This is a genomic window from Bradyrhizobium sp. USDA3516 (assembly GCF_057651995.1).
The window spans coordinates 604,153-624,396 of the sequence record NZ_JBYGYN010000002.1 but is presented as its reverse complement, the minus strand read 5'-3'; the positions used below and the strand labels follow the sequence as shown (position 1 = coordinate 624,396).

Below are 20,244 nucleotides of genomic sequence, written 5' to 3'. Positions count from 1 at the left end.
GGAGAGACCTTCACCCCACCTCGGTTCGCATTCCGCTTCGCTGCATGCGAACCGATCCTCCCCCTCCAGGGGAGGATGGGAGTTCGCCGCGCGAGCTCGGCTGAATCACACCGCGATACATTCGAACGCGCTGCCCTTGCGCCTGATCTTCCCGACCGACGGCGAGGGAAAATGCGCAGTGCAGCACAGCGTGTCGGTGTCGCAATAACGTTCCAGGAAGCTGCGGCGCGTTTTCGCGGCTGCGGCCGGATCGACGTCGAACTTGATCGACAGCTCCGGATAGAGCGTCTGCAGCGGCGAGTGGATGAGATCGCCCGAGAACACCGCATCGTCCTTGCCGCGCCCCATCGTGATCGCGATATGGCCCGGCGTGTGACCCGGTGTCGGCAGGATGCGGACGTGGTCGCCGATCGCGTGGTCGTTGCCGACAAGCTCGTGCCTGCCAGCCTCGACCACCGGCAACACGCTGTCGACGAAGGGCGGGACCTCCGTCTTCGCGTTCTGCGCGGACCAGTGATCGAATTCCTGCTTGGCGAACACATAGCGCGCCTTGGGGAAGGTCGGCACCCAGCGGCCGTTCTCAAGCCGCGTATTCCAGCCGACATGGTCGACATGCAGATGCGTGCACATCACGAAGTCGATGTCGTCGACCGAAAATCCCGCGGCGCCGAGGCCGCGCAAATAGGTGTGGTCGGTCTTCATGTTCCATTTCGGCCGCGGCCGCGGCTTGTCGTTGCCGATGCAGCTGTCGACCAGGATGGTGTGGTGCGGCGTCTTCACCACGTAGGACTGGAAGCACAGCAGCAGCACGTCCTCTTCGTCCAGCGCCTTCGCCTCGCGCATCCAGGCGCGGTTCTCGGCCAGCACGTCCGGCGTCAGTCCCGGCAGCATCTCCAGCGCCGGGACGAACGAGGTTTCCTGCTCGATGACGCGATGGATGGTGAGATCGCCGGCCGAGAACTTCAGGCTCATGGACACTCCTTGCGGGTTACGCCGCCGGCGGCACCGAGATCTTGACCGAGGGCCGCTCCAGCATCTTCTGGTGGAAGGCGTCGAGCTTGGGAAAGGCCTTGCGCCAGCCGCAATCGGCGAAGCGGAAGTCGGCATAGCCGAGCACGCAAACGAGGCCGATCTGCGAGATGTCGAACGGGCCGTTCAGCACGTCAGGCATGTTCTCGAAGCGCGCCATGCCGGTCCAGGCCCTGTTCCAGTGGTCGTCCGACCAGGCCTGCCATTGCAGGCCCTGCGGCCGCACCATCTTCTCGTAGCGGCACAGCAGCATGGAATCGAGCATGCCGTTGATCAGCGAGTGATTGGTCTTGGCCTTCCAGCGCCGCGGGCCGTAATCCGGGATCAGGCTGCCGCCGGCGATCTCGTTGAGATATTCGACGATGACGTAGGAGTCCAAAATGACGTCGCCGTCGTTGGTGATCAGCACCGGCAGCTTCTTCAGCGGCGTGATCTTCGAATAGTCCTCGTTGGCCGTGCCCGGCGCGACGCTCGCGGGCACGAGCTCGATCTTGTCGATCAGCCCGAGCTCGATCGCGGCGATGCGCACCTTGCGGGCAAATGGCGAGGCGGGAGAGAAGGTGAGCTTCATGGGGACCATTCCCTGAGTTCGATCTTGTGCGAACGGTGTCTCCTCCGTCATGGCCGGGCTTGACCCGGCCATCCACGCGTTTCCACGCGGTCAGACTGCGAGACGTGGATGCCCGGGACAAGCCCGGGCATGACGACGAGTGGTGTGGCGATCGCGCCTTACGCCGCCACGATCTCCTGGCGCTGCTCGCCGAGGCCTTCGATGCCGAGCGTGACGACGTCGCCGACATTGAGGAAGGTCGGCGGCTTCATGCCGAGGCCGACGCCGGGCGGGGTGCCCGTGGTGATGACGTCGCCGGGCAGGAGCGTCATGAACTGCGAGACATAGGAGATGCACTTGGCCATCGAGAAGATCATGGTCTTGGTCGAGCCGGTCTGGCGGCGCTGGCCGTTGACGTCGAGCCACATCGACAGGTTCTGCACGTCCTTGATCTCGTCCTTGGTGGCGAGCCACGGCCCGAGCGGGCCGAACGTGTCGTGCGACTTGCCCTTGGTCCACTGGCCCAGGCGCTCGATCTGGAAGGCGCGCTCGGAGACGTCGTTGCAGACGCAATAGCCGGCAACGTGGTTCAGCGCGTCGGCTTCCGAGACGTATTTGGCGCGGGTGCCGATGATGGCGGCGATCTCGACCTCCCAGTCGAGCTTGGTCGAGCCGCGCGGCTTCTCGACCGGATCGTTCGGGCCCGACAGCGAGGTGTTGGCCTTCATGAAGATGATCGGCTCGCTCGGGATCTCGGCGCCGGTCTCCTTGGCATGGTCGGAATAGTTGAGGCCGATCGCCACGAATTTCGAGATGCCGGTGACGGGGGCGCCGAACCGCGGCTTGCCGGAGACGGCGGGCAGCGAGGCGGGGTCGAGCGCCGCCAGCTTCTTCAGGGATTCAGGCGAATAGGCCTCGCCGGTTAGGTCCTTCACATGCGCCGACAGGTCGCGCAACTGGCCGGATCTGTCGATCAGGCCGGGCTTTTCCGCCCCCTTCTCGCCATAACGAACAAGCTTCATCTCGTTTCTCCCTGGAGATTGGACCGATCGGTTGAATAGCTTCTTGGAACAGGGCGGCGGGAAATTCAACCGCTCAAAACGTAAGATCACCCCAGCGCCATAAACCTGAACGCGTCGCCGTCGCGCTCGATGTGCCCGGCCGAAAAGTGCCCGCCGATCACCAGCGTCGGCGTGTCGGCGAAGCGACCGAACAGCGCCGCCCTGGTCGTAGCGGATTGCGCCTGGTCGGAATCGGCGGTGGAGGACCAGTCGAGATGCGCCATCTGGCAGGGGTGGTGGGCGACGTCGCCGGTGAGCAGGCCCTGCTCGCCGTCGGACTGGATCAGGACGCTCATATGGCCGGGGCTGTGGCCCGGGGTCGGGATCATGCTGATCTCCTCGCAGAGCCTGTGGTCGCTCGCGATCAGATCGGCCCTGCCGGCATCGACGATCGGCTGCACGGAATCATTGAGCACCGCCGCCTTGTCCGGCTCGGTCGAATGGTCGCGCCAATATTCATATTCGGTCCTGCCGAAAACGTAGCGCGCCTTGGGAAAGGTCGGCACCCATGTGCCGTCGACCAGCCTCGTATTCCAGCCGACATGGTCGACGTGGAGATGCGTGCACAGCACGGTGTCGATGCTCTCGGGCGGAAAGCCGGCCGCAATCATCGTCTCCAGGAACGGCGAGCTGCGGTTGTTCCAGGTCGGCACGCCACGGCCCTGCTTGTCGTTGCCAAGGCCGGTATCGACCACGATGCGCCGCGTCGGCGTCTCCACCACCAGCGAATGGACCGACATTTTCAGCCGGCCTTCGTCTGTGGCGAAATGCGGGACCAGCCAGGACAGCTTCCGGATCTCGTCATTGGTTGCGGCCGGCAGGATGAAGCGGGTCGAGCCGACCGTCTCCATTTCGACGAATTTCGTGATCCTGACCTTACCCACCTTCCACTGCATCCGGCGCCTCCCCCGTATTCTTGCTCTTGCGCTGGAACATGCACATTTTCTGCCATCGCGCGCAATGGATCATCTGAGGCGATGTGGCGTTATCGCGGGGAACTGGATGTTAGCCGAAGAGGACGCCATGCCAGAGCTTGCGATTTCCGCGGAGAAGGTCGCCTTCATCATCGAAAAGGCGCGTGAATTCGACGTCAAGGAGGGGGCTTCTGATCCCGACTCCGGCTCGAACGCGGCCGACGACGATATGATGGATGTCCTCGACGACGATGGCTCCGATCCGGTCGTGCAAGAGCTCGGCAGCTTCATGATCGCCTTGAACGAGGACGAGCAGCTCGATCTCGTCGCGCTGACCTGGCTCGGCCGCGGCGACGGCACGATCGATGAATGGGACGATCTGCGCGCCCGCGCGGTGGAGGCGCGGCGTGAGTATCGCAGCCCGCGCCGCGAAACGGTGCACTATCTGCTCGGCGAGCCCATGCTGGGCGACCTGCTCGCCGACGGGCTCGACGAATTCGGCGTCGACTGGACCGATGAGCGCACCACCGCCGATTCCTCCGCTCCGAGCCAGCAGGATGAGGACGAGCCGACCAAGCAGCGGTGATGATCTTACCTCGCCCCGCTTGCGGGGAGAGGTCGGCGCGAAGCGCCGGGTGAGGGGGACTCTCCGCGAGTCCAGCTCTCACCGTGTTTGCCGAAGCAGCCCCTCACCCCAACCCTCTCCCCGTAAGAACGGGGAGAGGGAGAGGACCAGTTACAGCGTGCCCGGGAAGGCACCACCATCCAGCAGAATGTTCTGTCCGGTGATGAAGCCGGCTTTGGCGCCGCACAGGAAGGCGCAGGCATAGCCGAACTCGTCGGGCTGGCCGAAGCGCCCCGCGGGGTTGAGCTTGGCGCGCTCGGCCAGGATCTGCTGCGGCGTGACGCCACGCTTGTCGGCTTCGCCCTTCGCGGTGCTGGTCAGACGATCGGTCTCGAACGGGCCCGGCAACAGGCCATTGATCGTGACGTTGTTGATGACGGTCTTGCGCGACAGGCCGGCGATGAAGCCGGTGAGACCGGCGCGGGCGCCGTTGGAAAGGCCGAGGATGTCGATCGGCGCCTTCACCGCGGCCGAGGTGATGTTGACGATGCGGCCGAACTTGCGCGCCATCATGCCGTCGACCGTCGCCTTGATCAGCTCGATCGGGGTCAGCATGTTGGCGTCGATCGCCTTGATCCAGTCGTCGCGGGTCCAGTTGCGGAAATCGCCGGGCGGCGGGCCGCCGGCATTGTTGATCAGGATGTCGGGCTCGGGGCAGGCCTTCAGCACCGCCTCGCGGCCCGCCGGCGTCGTGATGTCGCCGACGATCTCGGTGACCGTCACGTCGGGATAGGCCTTGCGGATTTCATCGGCCGTTTTCTTCAGCGCATCAGCACCGCGCGCGGTCAGCGTGACGTGAACGCCCGCCTCGGCCAGCGAGACGGCGCAGGCGCGCCCCAAGCCCTTGCTGGATGCACAGACGATGGCGCGGCGACCTTTGATCCCAAGATCCACTGTTTCACTCCCGTAAATGTCAGGCAGGTTTTGGACGGGTCGCACTCTAGCCAAATGCGGCGCCGCTGATAAGGGACGGGTTCGCACCAAAATGCATGCGCCTCGCGGCCAGCGATGCAAATGCGCCAGATCAGATCCGCCGCTCCTGCTTGAGGCGGTCGATCGCGGCGGCGGCCTCCGGCGGCAGCGACTTGAAGCCCATCTGGCCCACGGTCGAGAACAGCGGCCGCAGATGCGAGTCGGCGAGGAAGGGCGGCTGGCGGTTCGTCGGCACGATCTGGTCGAACACCAGCACCAAGGTGGTGGCGACGAGCCCCACCCTGGCGGCGCCGAGCGCCGCGCCGCCGAGCCGGTCGCCAATGCCGGCCTCGCCGATCGTGTCGTTCAGCGCGATGCGGCCGATATGGCCGAACAGCATTCCGACGACAACGAAGATGGCGAAGAACCAGATCCAGTTCTGCAGCAGCGGCGAGTTCGGATTGCCGGCGATCTCAGGTGCGATCAGCGGCATCAGTGCCACCGCGATCGGCGCGGCGAGCAGATAGGCGAGGATGGTCATCGCGCTGCGCAGCAGCCCGGTCCTGAACCCCAAGCCGACCGCAACGGCCAGCGTGGCATAGACGGCGAGATCGAAACTGTTCATGCGAAAAAGCCCTGCCTCGCCGGAACGAATGAACGCCGAGCCGATCATTCCGGTTTCAGATCGCTAAAATCGTCTGTATTGGTGGCTCCAAAGCTTAAGGGAACCGCGCAAGGAACGCGTCATGTCAGACCTATTCGACGTCAGTAAAGAAACCATCCTCGTCACGGGTGCGAGCCAGGGGCTCGGCCGGCAATTTGCCCGGGTGCTGGCGGCGCATGGTGCGGCCGTCGCGCTGGCTGCACGACAGGTCGACAAATTGAGGAGCCTGGAAGAAGAGATTCGCGGCAAGGGCGGCCGCGCCGCGGCGGTCGCGCTCGACGTCACCGACACCGCCTCGATCGCCAGGGCTGTCGATGCCGTCGAAGCCGCGCTTGGCCCGGTCACGGTGCTGATCAACAATGCCGGCATCGCCATCGAGAAGCTCGCGACCGAGCAGACCGAGGCGGATTGGGACGCGGTGATCGGCGCCAATCTCAAGGGCGCCTATTTCCTCGCAACGGAGGTGGCGCGGCGCATGATCGCGCGCAAGCAGCCGGGCAACATCGTCAACATCGCCTCCGTGCTCGGCACCGGCGTCCTGAAGGCGCTCTCGCCTTACGCGATCTCCAAGGCCGGCATCATCCAGGCGACGAGAGCGATGGCGCTCGAGCTCGCGGGCCAGAACATCCGCATCAACGCGCTCGCGCCCGGCTATATCGATACCGAGATGAACCACGCCTTCTGGTCGACGCCGGCAGGCGAGCGCCTCGCCAAGCGCATCCCGCAACGCCGCGTCGGCGCCGAGTCCGATCTCGACGGCGCGATCCTGCTGCTGGCATCGAATGCCTCGCGCTACATGACGGGCAGCGTGGTGACCGTGGACGGCGGGTTCTTGCTGAGTTGAGCGGTATTCGCCGCCCTATCCACGGGAATCAATTACCGCATCTCCCCTCTGATCATATCCGCCGCCTTCTCCCCGATCATGATGGTCGGCGCATTGGTGTTGCCGCCGATCAGCGTCGGCATGATCGAGGCGTCGACGACGCGCAATCCTCCGACGCCATGCACCTTTAGCGCCGGATCGACCACGGCCATCGGGTCCGTGCCCATCTTGCAGGTGCCGACGGGGTGATAGACGGTGTCGACGCGCGCGCGCAGAATGGCGCGGATGTCGTCATCCGTTCTCACGTCGGATGTGAACATGTCCTTTTTCTGCAACGCCCGCAGCGCCGGCGTTTCCATCAGACGGCGCGTGGTCTTGAACCCCGCGACCATCGCCTCGAGATCCTCCGCCTCGCCCAGGAAGTTCGGGTCGATCATCGGTGCTGCGAGCGGATCGGCGCTCTTCAGCCAAATGCTGCCGCGGCTCTTCGGCCTGAGCAGGCAGAAATGGCATGAGAAGCCCGCCTCCTTGTGCTTCTTGCGGCCATGGTCGTCGAGCATCGCGATGACGAAGTGGAGCTGGATGTCTGGCACGTCGAGATCAGGCCGGGTTTTCAGGAAGCCGCCGCACTCGGCGAAATTGGTGGTCATCACGCCGCGCCGTTCGCGGCGATAGCGCTGGATGCCGCGCAGCAGGGAGGGCAGCCGACTGAGCGAGGCGTGAACGAAGTGCGGATAATCGGAGGCGTAGACGAACACGAAATCCGGATGGTCCTGCAGATTGCGCCCGACGCCCGGCAGGTGATGCACGACGCCGATGCCGTGCGCGGCAAGCGCGTCAGCGTCGCCAATGCCAGACAGCATCAAGAGCTGCGGCGATTGGAAGGCGCCGGCAGCGAGGATCACATCGCGGCGGGCGCGTAGCTGCTTTGTCTGCTTGCCCTGCACATATTCGACGCCGACCGCGCGCCCGTCTTCGAACAGGATCTTCGTTGTCTGCGCCCCCGTCTCGACCCGCAGATTGGCGCGCTTGCCGAGATGAGGAGCCACATAGGCGCGCGCCGCGCTCCAACGCTCGCCGCCCCGCTGAGTCACCTGGTAGCTGCCGAGCCCTTCGTGGTCCTCTTCATTGAAGTCCTCGCGGATGCGGAACTGCGCCTCGCGCGCGGCCTGATGGAAGACGTCATGGATCGGATTGTCCGAGCGCAGCCGGTTGACATGCAGCGGGCCGCCCTTGCCGTGATATTCGCCGTCGAAATCGGCGTTGTCTTCCGACCGCTTGAAATAGGGCAGCACGTCCGCATACGACCAGCCGGCATTGCCGAGCGCGGCCCAATGGTCGTAATCCCATTTGTGGCCGCGGATATAGACCATGGCGTTGATCGCCGAGGACCCGCCGAGGCCCTTGCCGCGCGGCTGATAGCCGATGCGGCCGTTCAGTCCCTTCTGCGGCACGGTATCGAACGCCCAGTTGGCCGCGGCATACGGCAACGCGAGCCCGAATGGCGTCGTGATCCGCCAGGTGTCGTTGCGTCCGCCCGCATCGAGCAGAGCGACGGATGTGCCTGGATTCTCCGACAGCCGCCCCGCAATTGTGCAGCCGCCAGAGCCCGCGCCCACGACGACGAAGTCGAATGTATCGGTCAATGTTGTTTCCCCCCGTTTACCGTCATTCCGGGACGCGCGAAGCGAACCCGGAATGACGCTGCGGCGTTTCAGCCTTAATCTTGTTGCCGCAAGCTGGCCCTTTGTGGAACTTCTGGCAAGACTGCGCGAAACGGTGCGAAAATCCGTCCATCCCCTGTCACAAAGTCGAAAAAAACGTTCCCGCAGCCCTTTCCAAAGGCAGCCCGCCTTGATACATACCCCCCCGCACCCGACGGGTATTGCCCCTGGGGTCGCCTTCCAAGGAAGCCTTTGGGACGCAAGTGGAAAGCCAGCGCGACCAGCGCCGGCCTCAACCGACCGTCCCCAGGATTTGAGCGAAGGTGCGCAAAGGTTTAACGCGGGGTGGAGCAGCCCGGTAGCTCGTCAGGCTCATAACCTGAAGGTCATAGGTTCAAATCCTATCCCCGCAACCAAATTCGGATTGTCCGGATCCGAGACGAAAACGGCCCGCGATAGCGGGCCGTTTTGTTATGAGATCGCCGCGCTACCTCGCCGCGGTCTGCCAGGCGAGCAGCCGCTGCTCGATCAGTGACATCGCAATCGACGTCAAATATCCGGTCGCACCGAGCAGGATGACGCCGGCGAAGAGGTCGGCGGACCGGAACGCGCGTGCCGAGAGCAGGACCCAGTGACCAAGGCCGTCGAGGCCGGCCAGGATCTCGCAGACCACCGAGAGGATCAACGCAACCGTCAGGCTGAGCCGCATGCCCGCGAGGATATCCGGCAATGCCGAGGGCAGGGCGATCTTGGCGATGATTGCGGTGCGCGACATCTGCAGCGAGCGGGCGACCTCATACAGCCGCGGCTCGACTGCGGCAAAGCCGTGAATGGTTGCGAGCATGATCGGCCAGATCGCGCCGAACGCGATCACGAACAGCGCCATGCCCTGCGTCAGCCCGAGCATCGCGATCGCGACCGGGATGATCGCCGAGACCGGCAGGGGCCGCAAGAATTCCAGCGACGGCGCGACATAGGCGCGCATCATCTTGGACGAACCGATCAGCGCGCCGAGCGCAATGCCGGCGATCGAGGCGGCGAACCAGCCATAGGCCATGTGCTCCAGCGTGCCGATCAGCTTGCCCGCGAGATCGCCGCTGGAAAAGCCGCGCACCAGAGCGGCCCAGGCTCTATCAGGACCGGGCAGGAACACCGGCGACACCAGCTTCAGATTGGCGATGAGCTGCCACGCCGCGATGAAGCTGCCTGCGACGAGAACGCTTGCGACACGCCAGAGGATCGCCGCGCGGTTCATGAATTGTCTCCGGCAAGCGCGGCGCGGCCGAACAGGCGGCGCTGGGCGGCGATCAACAGGATGTTCAGCGCGTAGCCGATCACGCCGATCCAGACCAGATAGGCCAGCATCAAATCGGCGCGCAGCGCCTGCTGCGCCAGCATGATGCCGGCACCCAAACCAATCGGGTTGATGGCGATCTCGACGGTGACCGCGACGATCAGGGCGATCCCGGCCGACAGGCGGAAGGCGACAAAGATCCGCGGCAATGCGGCCGGGATCACGATCTTCGCGACCCGTTGCGGCGCGCTCAGCCGCAAGGCCCGCGACACTTCCATCAATCGCGGCTCGATGCTGCGCACCGCGCTGCGCGTCAGGATCAGCATCGGCCAGACGCAGGCGAACGCCACGATCACGATCTCCATGCGGTAGCCGAAGCCGAGCGCGATCAGCGCAATCGGCAGCAGCGCGATCGAGGGAATCGGGCGGATCGCCTCGACCGTCACCTCCATCAGCCGGTCGAGGGGACGCGAAATGCCGAAGGCGATGCCGAGCGCAAGCCCGATGGCGCTGCCGATGGCGAGGCCCGCAAAGGCGGCGAACAGCGTGTCGCGGGTCGCGATCGGAATCGAGAGATCGGCGAGCGCCGTGGCCAGCGCCGCGAGGATTGCGCTCGGCGGCGCCAGGCTGTCGCTTTGCAGATGGGTGAGGCGCGCCCAGAGCTCAAAGGCCAGCATCAGCGCCAGCGGCAGCAGCAAGGGCCTCGTGCGGTCGAGGCTCAATGTTCGGTCGCCTTGATGAAGTCGAACAATTGCCGGCGGAGCCGCAGGAATTCGGGATGCTCGCGGGTGGCGAGCTGGTCGCGCGGACGCGGCAGGTCGACGTCGAGCTCGATCCCGATCCGGCCGGGATGCGGCAAGAGGCCGACGACGCGGTCGCCGAGATAGATCGCCTCGTCGAGATCGTGGGTCACGAAGATCACGGTGGTCTGGCTCGCCTGCGTCAGCGACAGGACCTCGTCCTGCAAGCCCTGCCGCGTCATCGCATCCAGCGCGCCGAACGGCTCGTCCATCAAAAGCGTGGTCGGCTCCTGCGCAAGGCAGCGCGCGATCTGCAGGCGCTGCTGCATGCCCCCCGACATTTCCGTCGGATATTTGTCGGCATGGCCGGGCAATCCGACCTTGCGCAGCAGCGCCTCGATGCGTGCGCCGCGTTCGCGCGCCGGCACGCGCGAGGCTTCCAGCGCCAGCGAGATGTTTCCGGCCGAGGTCCGCCACGGCAACAGCGCCTTGCCGTAATCCTGGAACACGATCGCGACCTCACGCCGCGGCTCGGTGATCTCTTCGCTCTCAAACGTTACCGTGCCGCTCGTGGGCCGATAGAGGCCCGCCGCGAGCCGCAGCGCCGTGGTCTTGCCGCAGCCGGAGGCGCCGACGATGCAGAGGAATTCGCCCGGCCGCACCTGAAGATCGAGATTCTCGATGATGGTCTTGCCGCCGAGCCGCAGCGTCGCGGCGTTGAACGCGATCAGCGGTTTCTGCCGCCGCGCAGCGCGCGCCTCAATGAGTTTGGCAACGACACTCATGATTGCTCCCCGCTTTCAGGCGGATAGACGAAATTGATGGTCGAGTGCAGATGCGCCGCCAACACCGTCTGCGCGGCGGGCAGGTCGCGGGCGAGCACGAGGTCGGCGAGCATCTGGTGACTGCGGATGAACCTTTCCCCGCTGTCGATGGCGCTCATCATCACGCGGCGATAGCGATAGGCCTGGTCGTAGAGGTCGGAATGGGCGGCCAGCATGCGCCGCGAGCCGCAGGCGGCAAGCAGCGCGGTGTGAAAGCCCTTGTGCAGTCGATCGAAATCGGCCGCGCCCTCGCGGAATTGGTTGCCGGTGCGTTCGATATGCCGGCGCATCTGATGCAGCGCGCTGATGATGCCGGCCTCCCAGGCGGCGTCGCCGTGTAGGATCGCGAGCCTGACCGCCTCGATCTCGACCGCGGTCCGCATGCAGGTGATGTCGGCGAGATCTTCTCGACTGACCTCGGCAACGCGAAAGCCGCGCTGGCCGATACCGACGATCAGGCCGCGCGACATCAGTCGCGACAAGCCTTCACGCAGCGGCGTGGCGCCAATATCGTAACGGTGCACGAGGTCGACGATGCCGAGCCGCGATCCCGGCGCGAGATGTCCGGCCAGGATGTCCTGCTCGATGAGGCTTGCCGCGCGCTCGCTCAGGGTGCCGGCTTCCGCCGGCGGGCGTTCGAGAGTGCGCTCGGGAGCGGGCATCGTCGATATCCCCTAGTTCAGCACCAGTTTCGCGGTGTCGAGCTTCGATTGCAGCATCTTCTGCGACGACATCACCTCGATCCACCAGCTGAGGTTTTGCGGCTTGAGGTTCGGCTCGGACTGGTTCGGCGGCGTCGCCTTGACGAGATCGAGCGGCTGCTTGGTGAACTTGGCGATCGAGGCTGAGGCCTTCTCGCGGTCGCTGTTGACGATGACGGCGGCCTCCGCGATGGCCTCGCGGAATTTCTTCACGGTCGCCACATTCTTCTCCGCCCAGTCGCGCGATGCGGCATAGAAGATGATCGGATCTGTACGGCCGAGGTCGGCGCCGTACCGCGCGCCGACCGAGCCGAGCCCCGCATTGCTCATGCGCGTGACGAACGGCTCGGCCGTGAGCACGGCATCGACGCCGCCTGACTTGATGATGTCGGCCATGGTCGGGAAGGTGACTTCGACGAAATTGACGCTTCGGGGATCGACGCCTTTCTCGACCAGCCATTTCACGAAGAGCACGTGCAGGAAGGCGTTCAGGCCGGGCGCGCCGACCTTCTTGCCGACGAAGTCCTTGGGATCCTTGATGGTGATGCCGTTGCGGACGAAGGCGGCGATCGCGGTGTTCGAGGTCGGGTTCATGACCGAGGCGCCGGCGATCGCGACGAGGTCGAGGCCGCCATCGACGGCCTGGAGGAAGACGGTGGAGGTGGGGCCGCCGACCTGAATCGAGTTCGACAGGATCGCCGCCGGGATATTGGAGTTGATGGCGATCGGCGTCATCTCGACCTCCAGCCCGTGCTTTTTGAAGATGCCTTCGTCGACGGCGACCATGGCCGACGCGCAGTCGGTGGTCGCGGTGCAGCCGATCTGGATCTTGGCTTGCGCCAGCGCGGGTGTCGTCAAGCCAGCAGACATCCCGAGCATGAGACCTGCCAACATCGCCCTGATCTGCGTCCGCCTCACTGCGCTCTCCCCGCTTTATATTTTTCGTGCTTGTTTATCGATATTTTATCTGATCATATATTCGAAACGATAACAAGGGGTGTCCAAGGTGAAGCTCGCAACATTCAAATCGGCCGGTCAGGAGAAGATCGGAGCCGTCCACAGCAACGACGGCCAGGTGTTCGACCTCGCGGCCGCGGCCGCACGGGACGGCGGGGCTGACCCGGCCTTCGGCTCGATGCTGGCTCTGATCGACGCCGGGCCCAGAGCGCTGGATCGGGCACGGGCTCTGCTGGACAAGCACGGAAAGGACGCGACGCTGTCGGAGGCGGTCAGCGCCGTCGACATCCTCGCGCCGGTCCCTGAGCCCAGGCAAATGCGCGACGGCATGTCGTTTCCCCTCCACATCCTGCAGGCGCCGCGCGGGCAGCAAAAGCTCGCCGCGCGCGCCAGGGGCGACATGGCGGAATTGGCGCGCATCGACGCCGAGCCGCTCGGCGAGCTGCCCGAGGTCTATCGCAAGCAGCCGATCTTCTACATCACCAACCGCTTCAGCGTCCGCGGCACCAACACCACGGTGAAATGGCCGCGCTACAGCAAGGTGATGGATTACGAGCTCGAATTCGGCATCATCACCAAGAACAAGGGCGCCAACATCACGCCTGCGAAGGCCAAAGATCACATCTTCGGCTACACCATCTTCAACGATTTCTCCGCGCGCGACGCCCAGCGCATCGAGATGGAGGGACGGCTCGGCCCCGCCAAGGGCAAGAGCTTTGACGGCGGCAACGTGATGGGGCCCTGGATCGTGACGCCGGACGAGATCGGCGATCCCTACAAGCTGAAGATGGAAGCGCGCGTCAACGGCGAGACCCGCTCGAAAGGCGTGAGCGAGGGCATGCTGTTTTCCTTCGAGGAGATCATCGCTCACGTCTCCCAGGACGAGACGCTGATGCCCGGTGAATTCATCGGCTCCGGCACGGTCGGCAATGGCTGCGGCCTCGAGCTCGGCTGGTTTCTCGAGCATGGCGATACGGTCGAGCTCGAGGTCGAGAAGATCGGCATTTTGAAGAACCGCGTCGAGCGGCAAGACATCTGAAGTGAAGCCTGACGGCCGCCAAATAAAACAACAACGAGGAAGCGCCATGACGAGCAAGCTGATCGACATCTCCGTCCCCCTGCAGAACGACGTGCCGGCCGACCCGCCCGGCAATCATCCGACGATCCAGTACATCGATCACCAGCAGGGCCTGCCGCGCATGCTGCAGTTCTTCGACGGGCTGAAGGCCGAGGATCTGCCGGACGGTCAGGGCTGGGCGGTTGAGCAGGTCAGTCTCTCCACTCACAACGGCACGCATCTCGACGCGCCCTGGCATTTTCACCCGACCATGAATCGCGGCGAGCGGTCCTGGACCATCGACGAGGTGCCGCTGGAATGGTGCTTTCAGCCCGGCGTGAAGCTCGACTTCCGGCACTTGCCGGACGGCTATGTCGCGACGGCCAAGGACGTCGAGACCGAGCTCAAGCGCATCGGCCACGAGTTGAAGCCGCTCGAGATCGTCGTGGTCAACACCAGCGCCGGCGCCAAATATGGCCGGCAGGACTACGTCACCTCGGGCTGCGGCATGGGCTACGAAGCCACCATGTACCTGCTCGAGCGCGGCGTGCGCCTGACCGGCACCGACGGCTGGAGCTGGGACGCGCCGTTCGTCCACACCGCAAAGAAATACGCCGAGACGAAAGACGCCGGCCTGATCTGGGAAGGCCACAAGGCCGGACGCCATATCGGCTATTGTCATCTCGAGAAGCTGCACAATCTCGAAAAGCTGCCGGCAACCGGCTTCAAGGTGTCATGCTTCCCCGTGAAGATCGAACGCGCCTCGGCAGGCTGGACGCGAGCGGTCGCGATTCTGGAGGGGTAGCTTGTTGTGACCTGTCATGGCTGCCCTTACGAACCGGTAGCGGCTCGCGTTTACGCGTGTAGGCGCATTCTCTATTTGTTATTCAATGGACCGGCCCGCCTGTCGGTGTGGGCATCTTTAAGAGGCCGTGAAGGTGCTTTGTCCTTGAATCTTTTATGCTCCGCCTTGAGAGTTCTCATCATCACCCTGGGATGAGGCTTCTTGGCAACCCACGCCAGACTACATACAATCGCGAATGATGGCCAAGAAACCTCAGTCCGCGAAGCAAACGACAAACGCGAAGCATTCTGCTACGACACGTTCGACCGCTGGTCCTGGATTCGTTTTTGAGGATCAGATCGCGGCATTTCTTTTGGTGAAGATGCTGACAGGCGAGCCAATTCCTGGCCTCGGCGATGCCGCCCTTGGAAGTACGATCCGATCTCAAACTAAATCGCTTGGTTGGCTTATCGACGACCTTCTTGCCATAAGCGCAGCTTCCAAAGCTCAACTCGCCCTATCTTGTAAGAGCAATCGGCAGGTTACCGGCAACGGGTTGCCGGACGACTTTGTTCTGGATGCTTGGCGGCAGTGGAGCGATCGGCGTTTTGAAAATCCGTTTCATCGCGACAAAGACAAGCTAATGCTAGTCACGCGCGGTTCACATCACGTCTTCGAGCCTCTGTGGGCTGATGTTAAGAACTGGTGCTCCCAGCCCGATAATCCCCTTGCCGTTGCACGCATTCGTCAAACTGCCACACATGCGAAGCTGTTGGACAAGGCCAAGGCAGCAATCCTAACGATTGAGAATAGTGTCTCGGACGAGGACGTTGCTGAGCTATTTGCGAGATTGGAGGTATTCCCAACAGACTTTCATCTACCGAACTCACAGAGCCGCGATAATGCGATTGCGCAGTGCCGCAGGCTGCTTGTGAGCGGGGCGCAGGCTGAGGCAGTCGACCTTTGGGACGCGCTTGTTAGCGAGGCAGAAACAGCACGTACGACGCATGGTATGATCAAGCTGGAGACGCTTTGGTCAAAGCTGGCCCAGCGCTTCAAGCTCAAATCGCATCCGAATTATGAGCGCGCCTGGAAAGCACTCGATGCGATCACGGCCGACGTCACGGCGGAAATTTCTACTGGATTGCCGACCGGACTGACGATTGACCGAGCGGCCGACGCAGACACCTTTGCGACTCTTTTCGCTGGGAAGGAGCTGCTCGTTCTCTTCGGCGAGTCAGGAAGCGGAAAATCCGCTCTGGTAAAGGCTACTCTCACGGCACGCTTCCCTGATTGGCGCCAAGTTTGGCTCAAGCCTGACGATTTGGCGACCGCCCTCTCCGCTGCCAAGCGTCAACCAGCCGGTCTCGACTACCCTCTGGAAGAGATACTAAAGTTCAGTTCCACGGCCAAGAATGTCCTTGTCCTGGACGCGGCCGAACGTCTTCCAGACGAGGTCATCTCAAGGGCCAACGCCCTGATCGCGAGCCTGATCGCGCATAACGGTGAGGAAGCTTCCCAGTGGCATATTGTTGTGGTTGGCCAAAGTGACAGCTGGTCCCAGGGGCGATTGCAAAGGATCGGCAGCACCGCGTCGGCTGAATACTGGGAACTAAAACTGCTCGCGCAAGATGATGTCCAGCGCGCCCTCCTTTCGTCGCCGCAGCTGCGGTGGGCAGCATCTCATAGCGAGATTGTCTATGCTCTCACCAACCCACGCACGCTCGCCTGGGTGTTGGAGGCGGCGCCCCGCTTCGCACAAAACAATGTGTCCTCGCTAGCCTCGCATGTCGCCATTGCGGACCACCTCTGGCAGTACTGGACCGATGGGAAGGAGACGCTCCAGCGTACCCTTGTGGACCTTGCTGTGCGGGAAGCCAATTTTGAACACAGCTTTGAGATCAGCAAGTTGGAGCCAGGCCACGCTGAAGCCATTGAAAAGAGGCCTTCTCAGCTACCGCTGCGCAAGAACAAGTACAACCGCTTCGAGTTCGAACACGATTTGGCGTCCGATTGGATTCGTTTTCAGCGGTTAAAGGAGGTGGCCACCGACACAAGCCAGTGGATCGCCTACGCTGGAAATCCCCTGTGGCTTTCAGCTCTTCGCATGCTAGGCGGGTTCTTACTTCGTGATCACCCGCGCGGAAGCCGCTCGTCTTGGGACGCAGCTTTTGAAGCGGTAGCAGGCCAGCCCGAGAGTACGACAGCAGCCGATCTCCTGCTCGATGCGCTTTGCCTCGATCCCGAGGCTGAAGTGTTTTTGCGAGAACGCACCGATTTGCTCTTACGGGAGAACGGTAAGCTTCTTCATCGGCTGTTGCGACGCTTTCAGCACGCCGCGACCGTACCAGGCGGCCCCTCGAAGCTACTCGGCGATGTCATATTCGCAGATGCGTCATTCGGACTGTATTTGGAAGCCCAATTTAGGACGCCCATTGCGCTGAGATGGGTCGCGATAGCGCGATTTCTTCACACCCATCAGGATCGTATCGCCGCTCTATGCTCACCGACCGTCGCGAGCGCTTGCAGCAGATGGCTATCAGCTTTTCCGCCGACCTTCGGCGGTTCACCATTTCCGTTGCGTCGCGAGTTCGCGGAACTCGCCTTGGCCACCGCACGCGCCGTGCAGCTGCAGCAAGCGAAAGGCACCATATTCGCAGACGATTCGGTCAAGGACATCTATGCGGCCGCCTTGGCTGCGGCACCCGATCTTCCTGACGAGGTTGCGCAATGGGCGTTGGAAATGGCGAAACGCCGTCCACTTGATGCCACTTTGGCGTCACAAGTCGCCGAACACAGGCGCCAGAAGGATATCGACCACCAACAGCGGCTCAAAACTGATGAGGCCTATCGGTCAGAGCACGAAAGACGGCGCCGCGCGTCTGGTCCTTCATACATACCTTCCGGCCGCAAACTGCCGCCCTGGCCCCTAGGCCCCCACGGGCGCATCGACCATCATTTCCGAGAGGCCTGCGCGATCGGAGCCGCGCTGCTTCCAGTCATGAAGGCACGCCCAGCTGAGGCTGCGGAGCTTCTGCTCGCTGTGCTTATCGAAGGCAATCCGGAAGAGAGCTACAGCCGCACACGCTTTTGGGACGATGTTGGTTTGGCGCACGACCGGACCGCATATCCAACCGGCTTTTGGAAAAGCCCCTTCTTTTCATTTCTGATGATTGATCCCATCGGGCTTGAAACCCTGCTCAAGCTGGTAGACTTCTGCACAGAGCGTTGGGTCCATGAGGTAAGGAGAAGTTCAGACGGTATCGTTCCGATCATCAGCCTCTCCTTGGAAGACGGTGCAAAACGCGACTACCTTGGCGCGAGGCGCGTTTTTGAGTGGTGTCTGGCTAGTGCCCGCTCTGCTGGTCAACTCAATTCTGCCCTTGCAGCTCTTGAACGTTGGTTGGCCGGCAAAATCGAGGCCGGCGAGGATGTTGGGTCGCTGGTTCGAACTATCCTGCTCGGCACCAATTCCGTTGGCGTACTGGGAGTGCTGGTTAACATCGGCAAACTCAAACCGGACCTGTTTCTTGGTCCCTTGAAGCCGATCACCGCAAACACCCATCTTTACCGTTGGGATGAGGCGATCACTGCCGCTCTCGGTGATTATTTCGACGGTATGCAACTCTCTACTCAAGGCGATATCGTCTTCAATCTCGCGAGAGACTGGCATTTTGCTCCACATCACAGAGTCACTATGCTGAGTGTGGTATCGGATCTTGCAAATGCTGACCCTGCCTTTGCCGATTACCTTCGCTCCGCGATCGCCATTTGGCCGGCTCCGGACGACGAAAAAGCAGCGATCGAGCAACGTATGCGTGCAGCTCAGCTGGACAGCGCCAATTATGAAGCCAAAGTCGACGCCGAAAGCGGTGTTACCAAATACGAACTTAGATACCCGCCGTCCCTCGTCGCGGAGGTACGGGCGTTTCAAACGGGGCATGTCTATGCCGCGCAGATTTTGCTCCTTCCGAACCAATGCCTCAAAGTCCTCAATCAACCTAAGCAGCTTGAAGCGAACGAAGCTAAGGCCCTTGCATCTCTGTTGGATGATACTGCGAGTGAAGCCGGCCTGGAGGACGAATTCAAGGAGCGAGCCAAAATAGCGGTCGCCTGCACGCTGAGCGCGCGAGCCATCGACTGGCTCCAGAACAATGAGGGCAAAAACGCCGAGGTCCAGCGAATCATTGACGATGTGCTCGCAGCTATCGGTGATGGCGCGGAGTCACTTCGGGGAGCCGCCTTCACAACCAAAGACCATCTGAGTTTCATTGCGTACGCCGTCTTTGAAAAGTGGCTCCGCAATCCAGGAAAGGAAAGCGACGCAGCTGTCCTGAAGCTTATGACGAGCGGAGATCGCGCGGCGCAAGCTGTTCTGTTTGGTCTCGGCTATCGCTATCACGAACAATTGGCCGAACGTTGGCAACGCCTTCTCAAGATCGCGGTATTGTGGGCCGGGCTTTCGATTTTGAGACCGCGATTTGACGAAGAAACTGTCGGTTGGGATAGATGGCTGAAACGCTTCAGAACTTGGCCCCTGAGCGATGCTTCACTAGCAATTGCAGATGCCAGTCCGGTATCTGTTGCCAAGCGGATTGAGCGGCTTGAACGAGCGCGATGGCGCCGAGAGTCCAACGGCAAACGTCAAGTTATCTACTCCCACATCCCACCTGAGCAGCGACGCTCCGATGGTCTCGACTGGTCACTCCTTGAATCGGCCTTTGCGTGGCTGACATCCTCAAGCTCGCAACCTGCTAGCGCGGGAGATCTTAGCGAGGATGAAAGGCTACTTCTGTCGCTGTGGTCTTATGAAGTATGGCGCCGCCATCAGCCCAAAGGAGACTGCGAAGACGAGCCTGCCCCAAACCAGCTTGGCTACCGATTGTTGGAAGAGCTAGCCAAGAAGTCACTTGCCGCGCCCGCGCAAGATGCACATCAGTTCTGGCAACCCGTCCTCGCACTTGGCGCACCAGCTCGCTATAGCGTAGGGCATTTCCTGAGCTGCTGGTTCACGCTGGCTTCTACGGCCGATCCAAACGTCTTCGCCGTTCGGTGGCGCCAAATGATCGAGTACGCCTTGGCCGCTCCCACCTGGGGGGACGGCAATCCTTGGTACTACGGCCAACGTCTCCTTGCACAGGTCCTCGGGTGTCGTGCAGCGAGAACGCTCGATACAAATCCAATCTATCAAACAGTCGTCGCCGGGTTCAAAGATCTCTTCGAGGCCTGGGCGAATGGTCATTTAAGGAGAGACGACAGCAACGTTGTCGCGCTTTGTTCTTTCCTTGCCTCGTCCACCGGGAAAGCCTTGCGCCTCCCTGGCCTAACATGGGTTCATTCCGCTCTTACGGGCGACGATCCAGTCTACATAACCTGGCGCTCTTCGGCACTCACAGCGCTCACGGATTTGCTGGACGTGAGCCTTGCCGAAGATCTCTCGGCGCTTTCGGCAGATGCAGGCGCGCGCTCAACGTTTCTTGCTTTGGTCGACCTGCTGGTCGCAAGGCAAGCCACTGCCGCCTTGGCTCTTCAGGAGCGAGCGCGGCGGCTGCTGCGCCCCGATAGATAGTCCACGTTTCTCGCAACGCGTTGTAGGGTTCGGCTTGGTTCTCGCGCAATCAACTCTCAGCACGCTTGGCGCAGCG

The 20,244-nt window shown here is 62.5% G+C and carries 17 protein-coding genes and 1 tRNA gene; 6 read left to right on the top strand and 12 right to left on the bottom strand.

Translation table 11 applies throughout. The features are described 5' to 3' along the window. Positions 1-105 precede the first annotated feature (105 nt). The 4 genes from AC24YW_RS08795 to AC24YW_RS08780 all read right to left on the bottom strand — a co-directional run bounded on the left by AC24YW_RS08795 (position 106) and on the right by AC24YW_RS08780 (position 3,536). Complete coding sequence (locus AC24YW_RS08795) at positions 106-972, bottom strand: MBL fold metallo-hydrolase (RefSeq protein WP_487482343.1); 867 nt, start codon at positions 970-972, stop codon at positions 106-108. 16 nt (positions 973-988) lie between these two features. Then, on the bottom strand, positions 989-1,600 hold the full coding sequence (locus tag AC24YW_RS08790; RefSeq protein ID WP_487482342.1) for a glutathione S-transferase family protein: 612 nt from the start codon (positions 1,598-1,600) through the stop codon (positions 989-991). Between the two features lie 158 nt (positions 1,601-1,758). After that, positions 1,759-2,601 carry a fumarylacetoacetate hydrolase family protein gene (locus AC24YW_RS08785; protein WP_370101506.1) on the bottom strand — a complete coding sequence of 281 codons (843 nt, stop codon included), beginning with the start codon at positions 2,599-2,601 and terminating at the stop codon, positions 1,759-1,761. Between the two features lie 86 nt (positions 2,602-2,687). Next, positions 2,688-3,536, bottom strand: coding sequence for an MBL fold metallo-hydrolase (locus tag AC24YW_RS08780; protein WP_487482341.1), 849 nt, complete (start codon positions 3,534-3,536; stop codon positions 2,688-2,690). A 127-nt stretch (positions 3,537-3,663) separates the two neighbouring features. On the opposite strand from AC24YW_RS08780, the gene AC24YW_RS08775 reads away from it, so the two are divergent. Beyond that, entirely contained in the window at positions 3,664-4,140 is a 477-nt protein-coding gene (locus AC24YW_RS08775; protein ID WP_487482340.1) for a DUF3775 domain-containing protein, read from the top strand. Positions 4,141-4,290: 150 nt separating this feature from the next. Here the strand turns inward: AC24YW_RS08775 and AC24YW_RS08770 are convergent, their stop codons facing one another. Next, positions 4,291-5,073, bottom strand: coding sequence for an SDR family oxidoreductase (locus tag AC24YW_RS08770; protein WP_487482339.1), 783 nt, complete (start codon positions 5,071-5,073; stop codon positions 4,291-4,293). 130 nt (positions 5,074-5,203) lie between these two features. Then, entirely contained in the window at positions 5,204-5,716 is a 513-nt protein-coding gene (locus AC24YW_RS08765; RefSeq protein ID WP_487482338.1) for a CvpA family protein, read from the bottom strand. A gap of 121 nt (positions 5,717-5,837) precedes the next feature. On the opposite strand from AC24YW_RS08765, the gene AC24YW_RS08760 reads away from it, so the two are divergent. Further along, on the top strand, positions 5,838-6,599 hold the full coding sequence (locus AC24YW_RS08760) for an SDR family oxidoreductase (RefSeq protein ID WP_487482337.1): 762 nt from the start codon (positions 5,838-5,840) through the stop codon (positions 6,597-6,599). Positions 6,600-6,631: 32 nt separating this feature from the next. Here AC24YW_RS08760 and AC24YW_RS08755 read toward each other — a convergent pair whose 3' ends face one another. Beyond that, complete coding sequence (locus tag AC24YW_RS08755; RefSeq protein ID WP_487482336.1) at positions 6,632-8,224, bottom strand: GMC family oxidoreductase; 1,593 nt, start codon at positions 8,222-8,224, stop codon at positions 6,632-6,634. 357 nt (positions 8,225-8,581) lie between these two features. On the opposite strand from AC24YW_RS08755, the gene AC24YW_RS08750 reads away from it, so the two are divergent. Then, positions 8,582-8,658, top strand: a tRNA-Met gene (locus AC24YW_RS08750). Positions 8,659-8,729: 71 nt separating this feature from the next. Here AC24YW_RS08750 and AC24YW_RS08745 read toward each other — a convergent pair. From AC24YW_RS08745 to AC24YW_RS08725, 5 genes are read right to left on the bottom strand one after another with little or no spacing between them, the layout of a single operon-like run. Continuing rightward, positions 8,730-9,497, bottom strand: coding sequence for an ABC transporter permease (locus tag AC24YW_RS08745; protein ID WP_487482335.1), 768 nt, complete (start codon positions 9,495-9,497; stop codon positions 8,730-8,732). After that, positions 9,494-10,258, bottom strand: coding sequence for an ABC transporter permease (locus tag AC24YW_RS08740; protein WP_487482334.1), 765 nt, complete (start codon positions 10,256-10,258; stop codon positions 9,494-9,496). Before AC24YW_RS08740 ends, AC24YW_RS08745 begins: the two co-directional genes overlap by 4 nt. Then, positions 10,255-11,061, bottom strand: coding sequence for an ABC transporter ATP-binding protein (locus tag AC24YW_RS08735; RefSeq protein ID WP_487482333.1), 807 nt, complete (start codon positions 11,059-11,061; stop codon positions 10,255-10,257). The genes AC24YW_RS08740 and AC24YW_RS08735 overlap by 4 nt, the downstream gene beginning before the upstream one ends. Further along, positions 11,058-11,762: a GntR family transcriptional regulator gene (locus AC24YW_RS08730; protein WP_487482332.1), complete on the bottom strand. Its 705-nt coding sequence runs from the start codon at positions 11,760-11,762 to the stop codon at positions 11,058-11,060. The genes AC24YW_RS08735 and AC24YW_RS08730 overlap by 4 nt, the downstream gene beginning before the upstream one ends. Positions 11,763-11,774: 12 nt before the next feature. Next, a complete protein-coding gene (locus AC24YW_RS08725; protein WP_487482599.1) occupies positions 11,775-12,680 on the bottom strand; it encodes an ABC transporter substrate-binding protein in 906 nt (301 codons plus the stop codon). A gap of 127 nt (positions 12,681-12,807) precedes the next feature. Here AC24YW_RS08725 and AC24YW_RS08720 point away from each other — a divergent pair, with 127 nt between their 5' ends. The 3 genes from AC24YW_RS08720 (at position 12,808) to AC24YW_RS08710 (ending at position 20,168) form a co-directional block, all read left to right on the top strand. Then, positions 12,808-13,797, top strand: coding sequence for a fumarylacetoacetate hydrolase family protein (locus AC24YW_RS08720; protein WP_487482598.1), 990 nt, complete (start codon positions 12,808-12,810; stop codon positions 13,795-13,797). Positions 13,798-13,843: 46 nt separating this feature from the next. Further along, complete coding sequence (locus AC24YW_RS08715) at positions 13,844-14,620, top strand: cyclase family protein (RefSeq protein ID WP_487482331.1); 777 nt, start codon at positions 13,844-13,846, stop codon at positions 14,618-14,620. Between the two features lie 235 nt (positions 14,621-14,855). After that, positions 14,856-20,168: a P-loop NTPase family protein gene (locus tag AC24YW_RS08710; protein ID WP_487482330.1), complete on the top strand. Its 5,313-nt coding sequence runs from the start codon at positions 14,856-14,858 to the stop codon at positions 20,166-20,168. Positions 20,169-20,244: the final 76 nt, after the last annotated feature.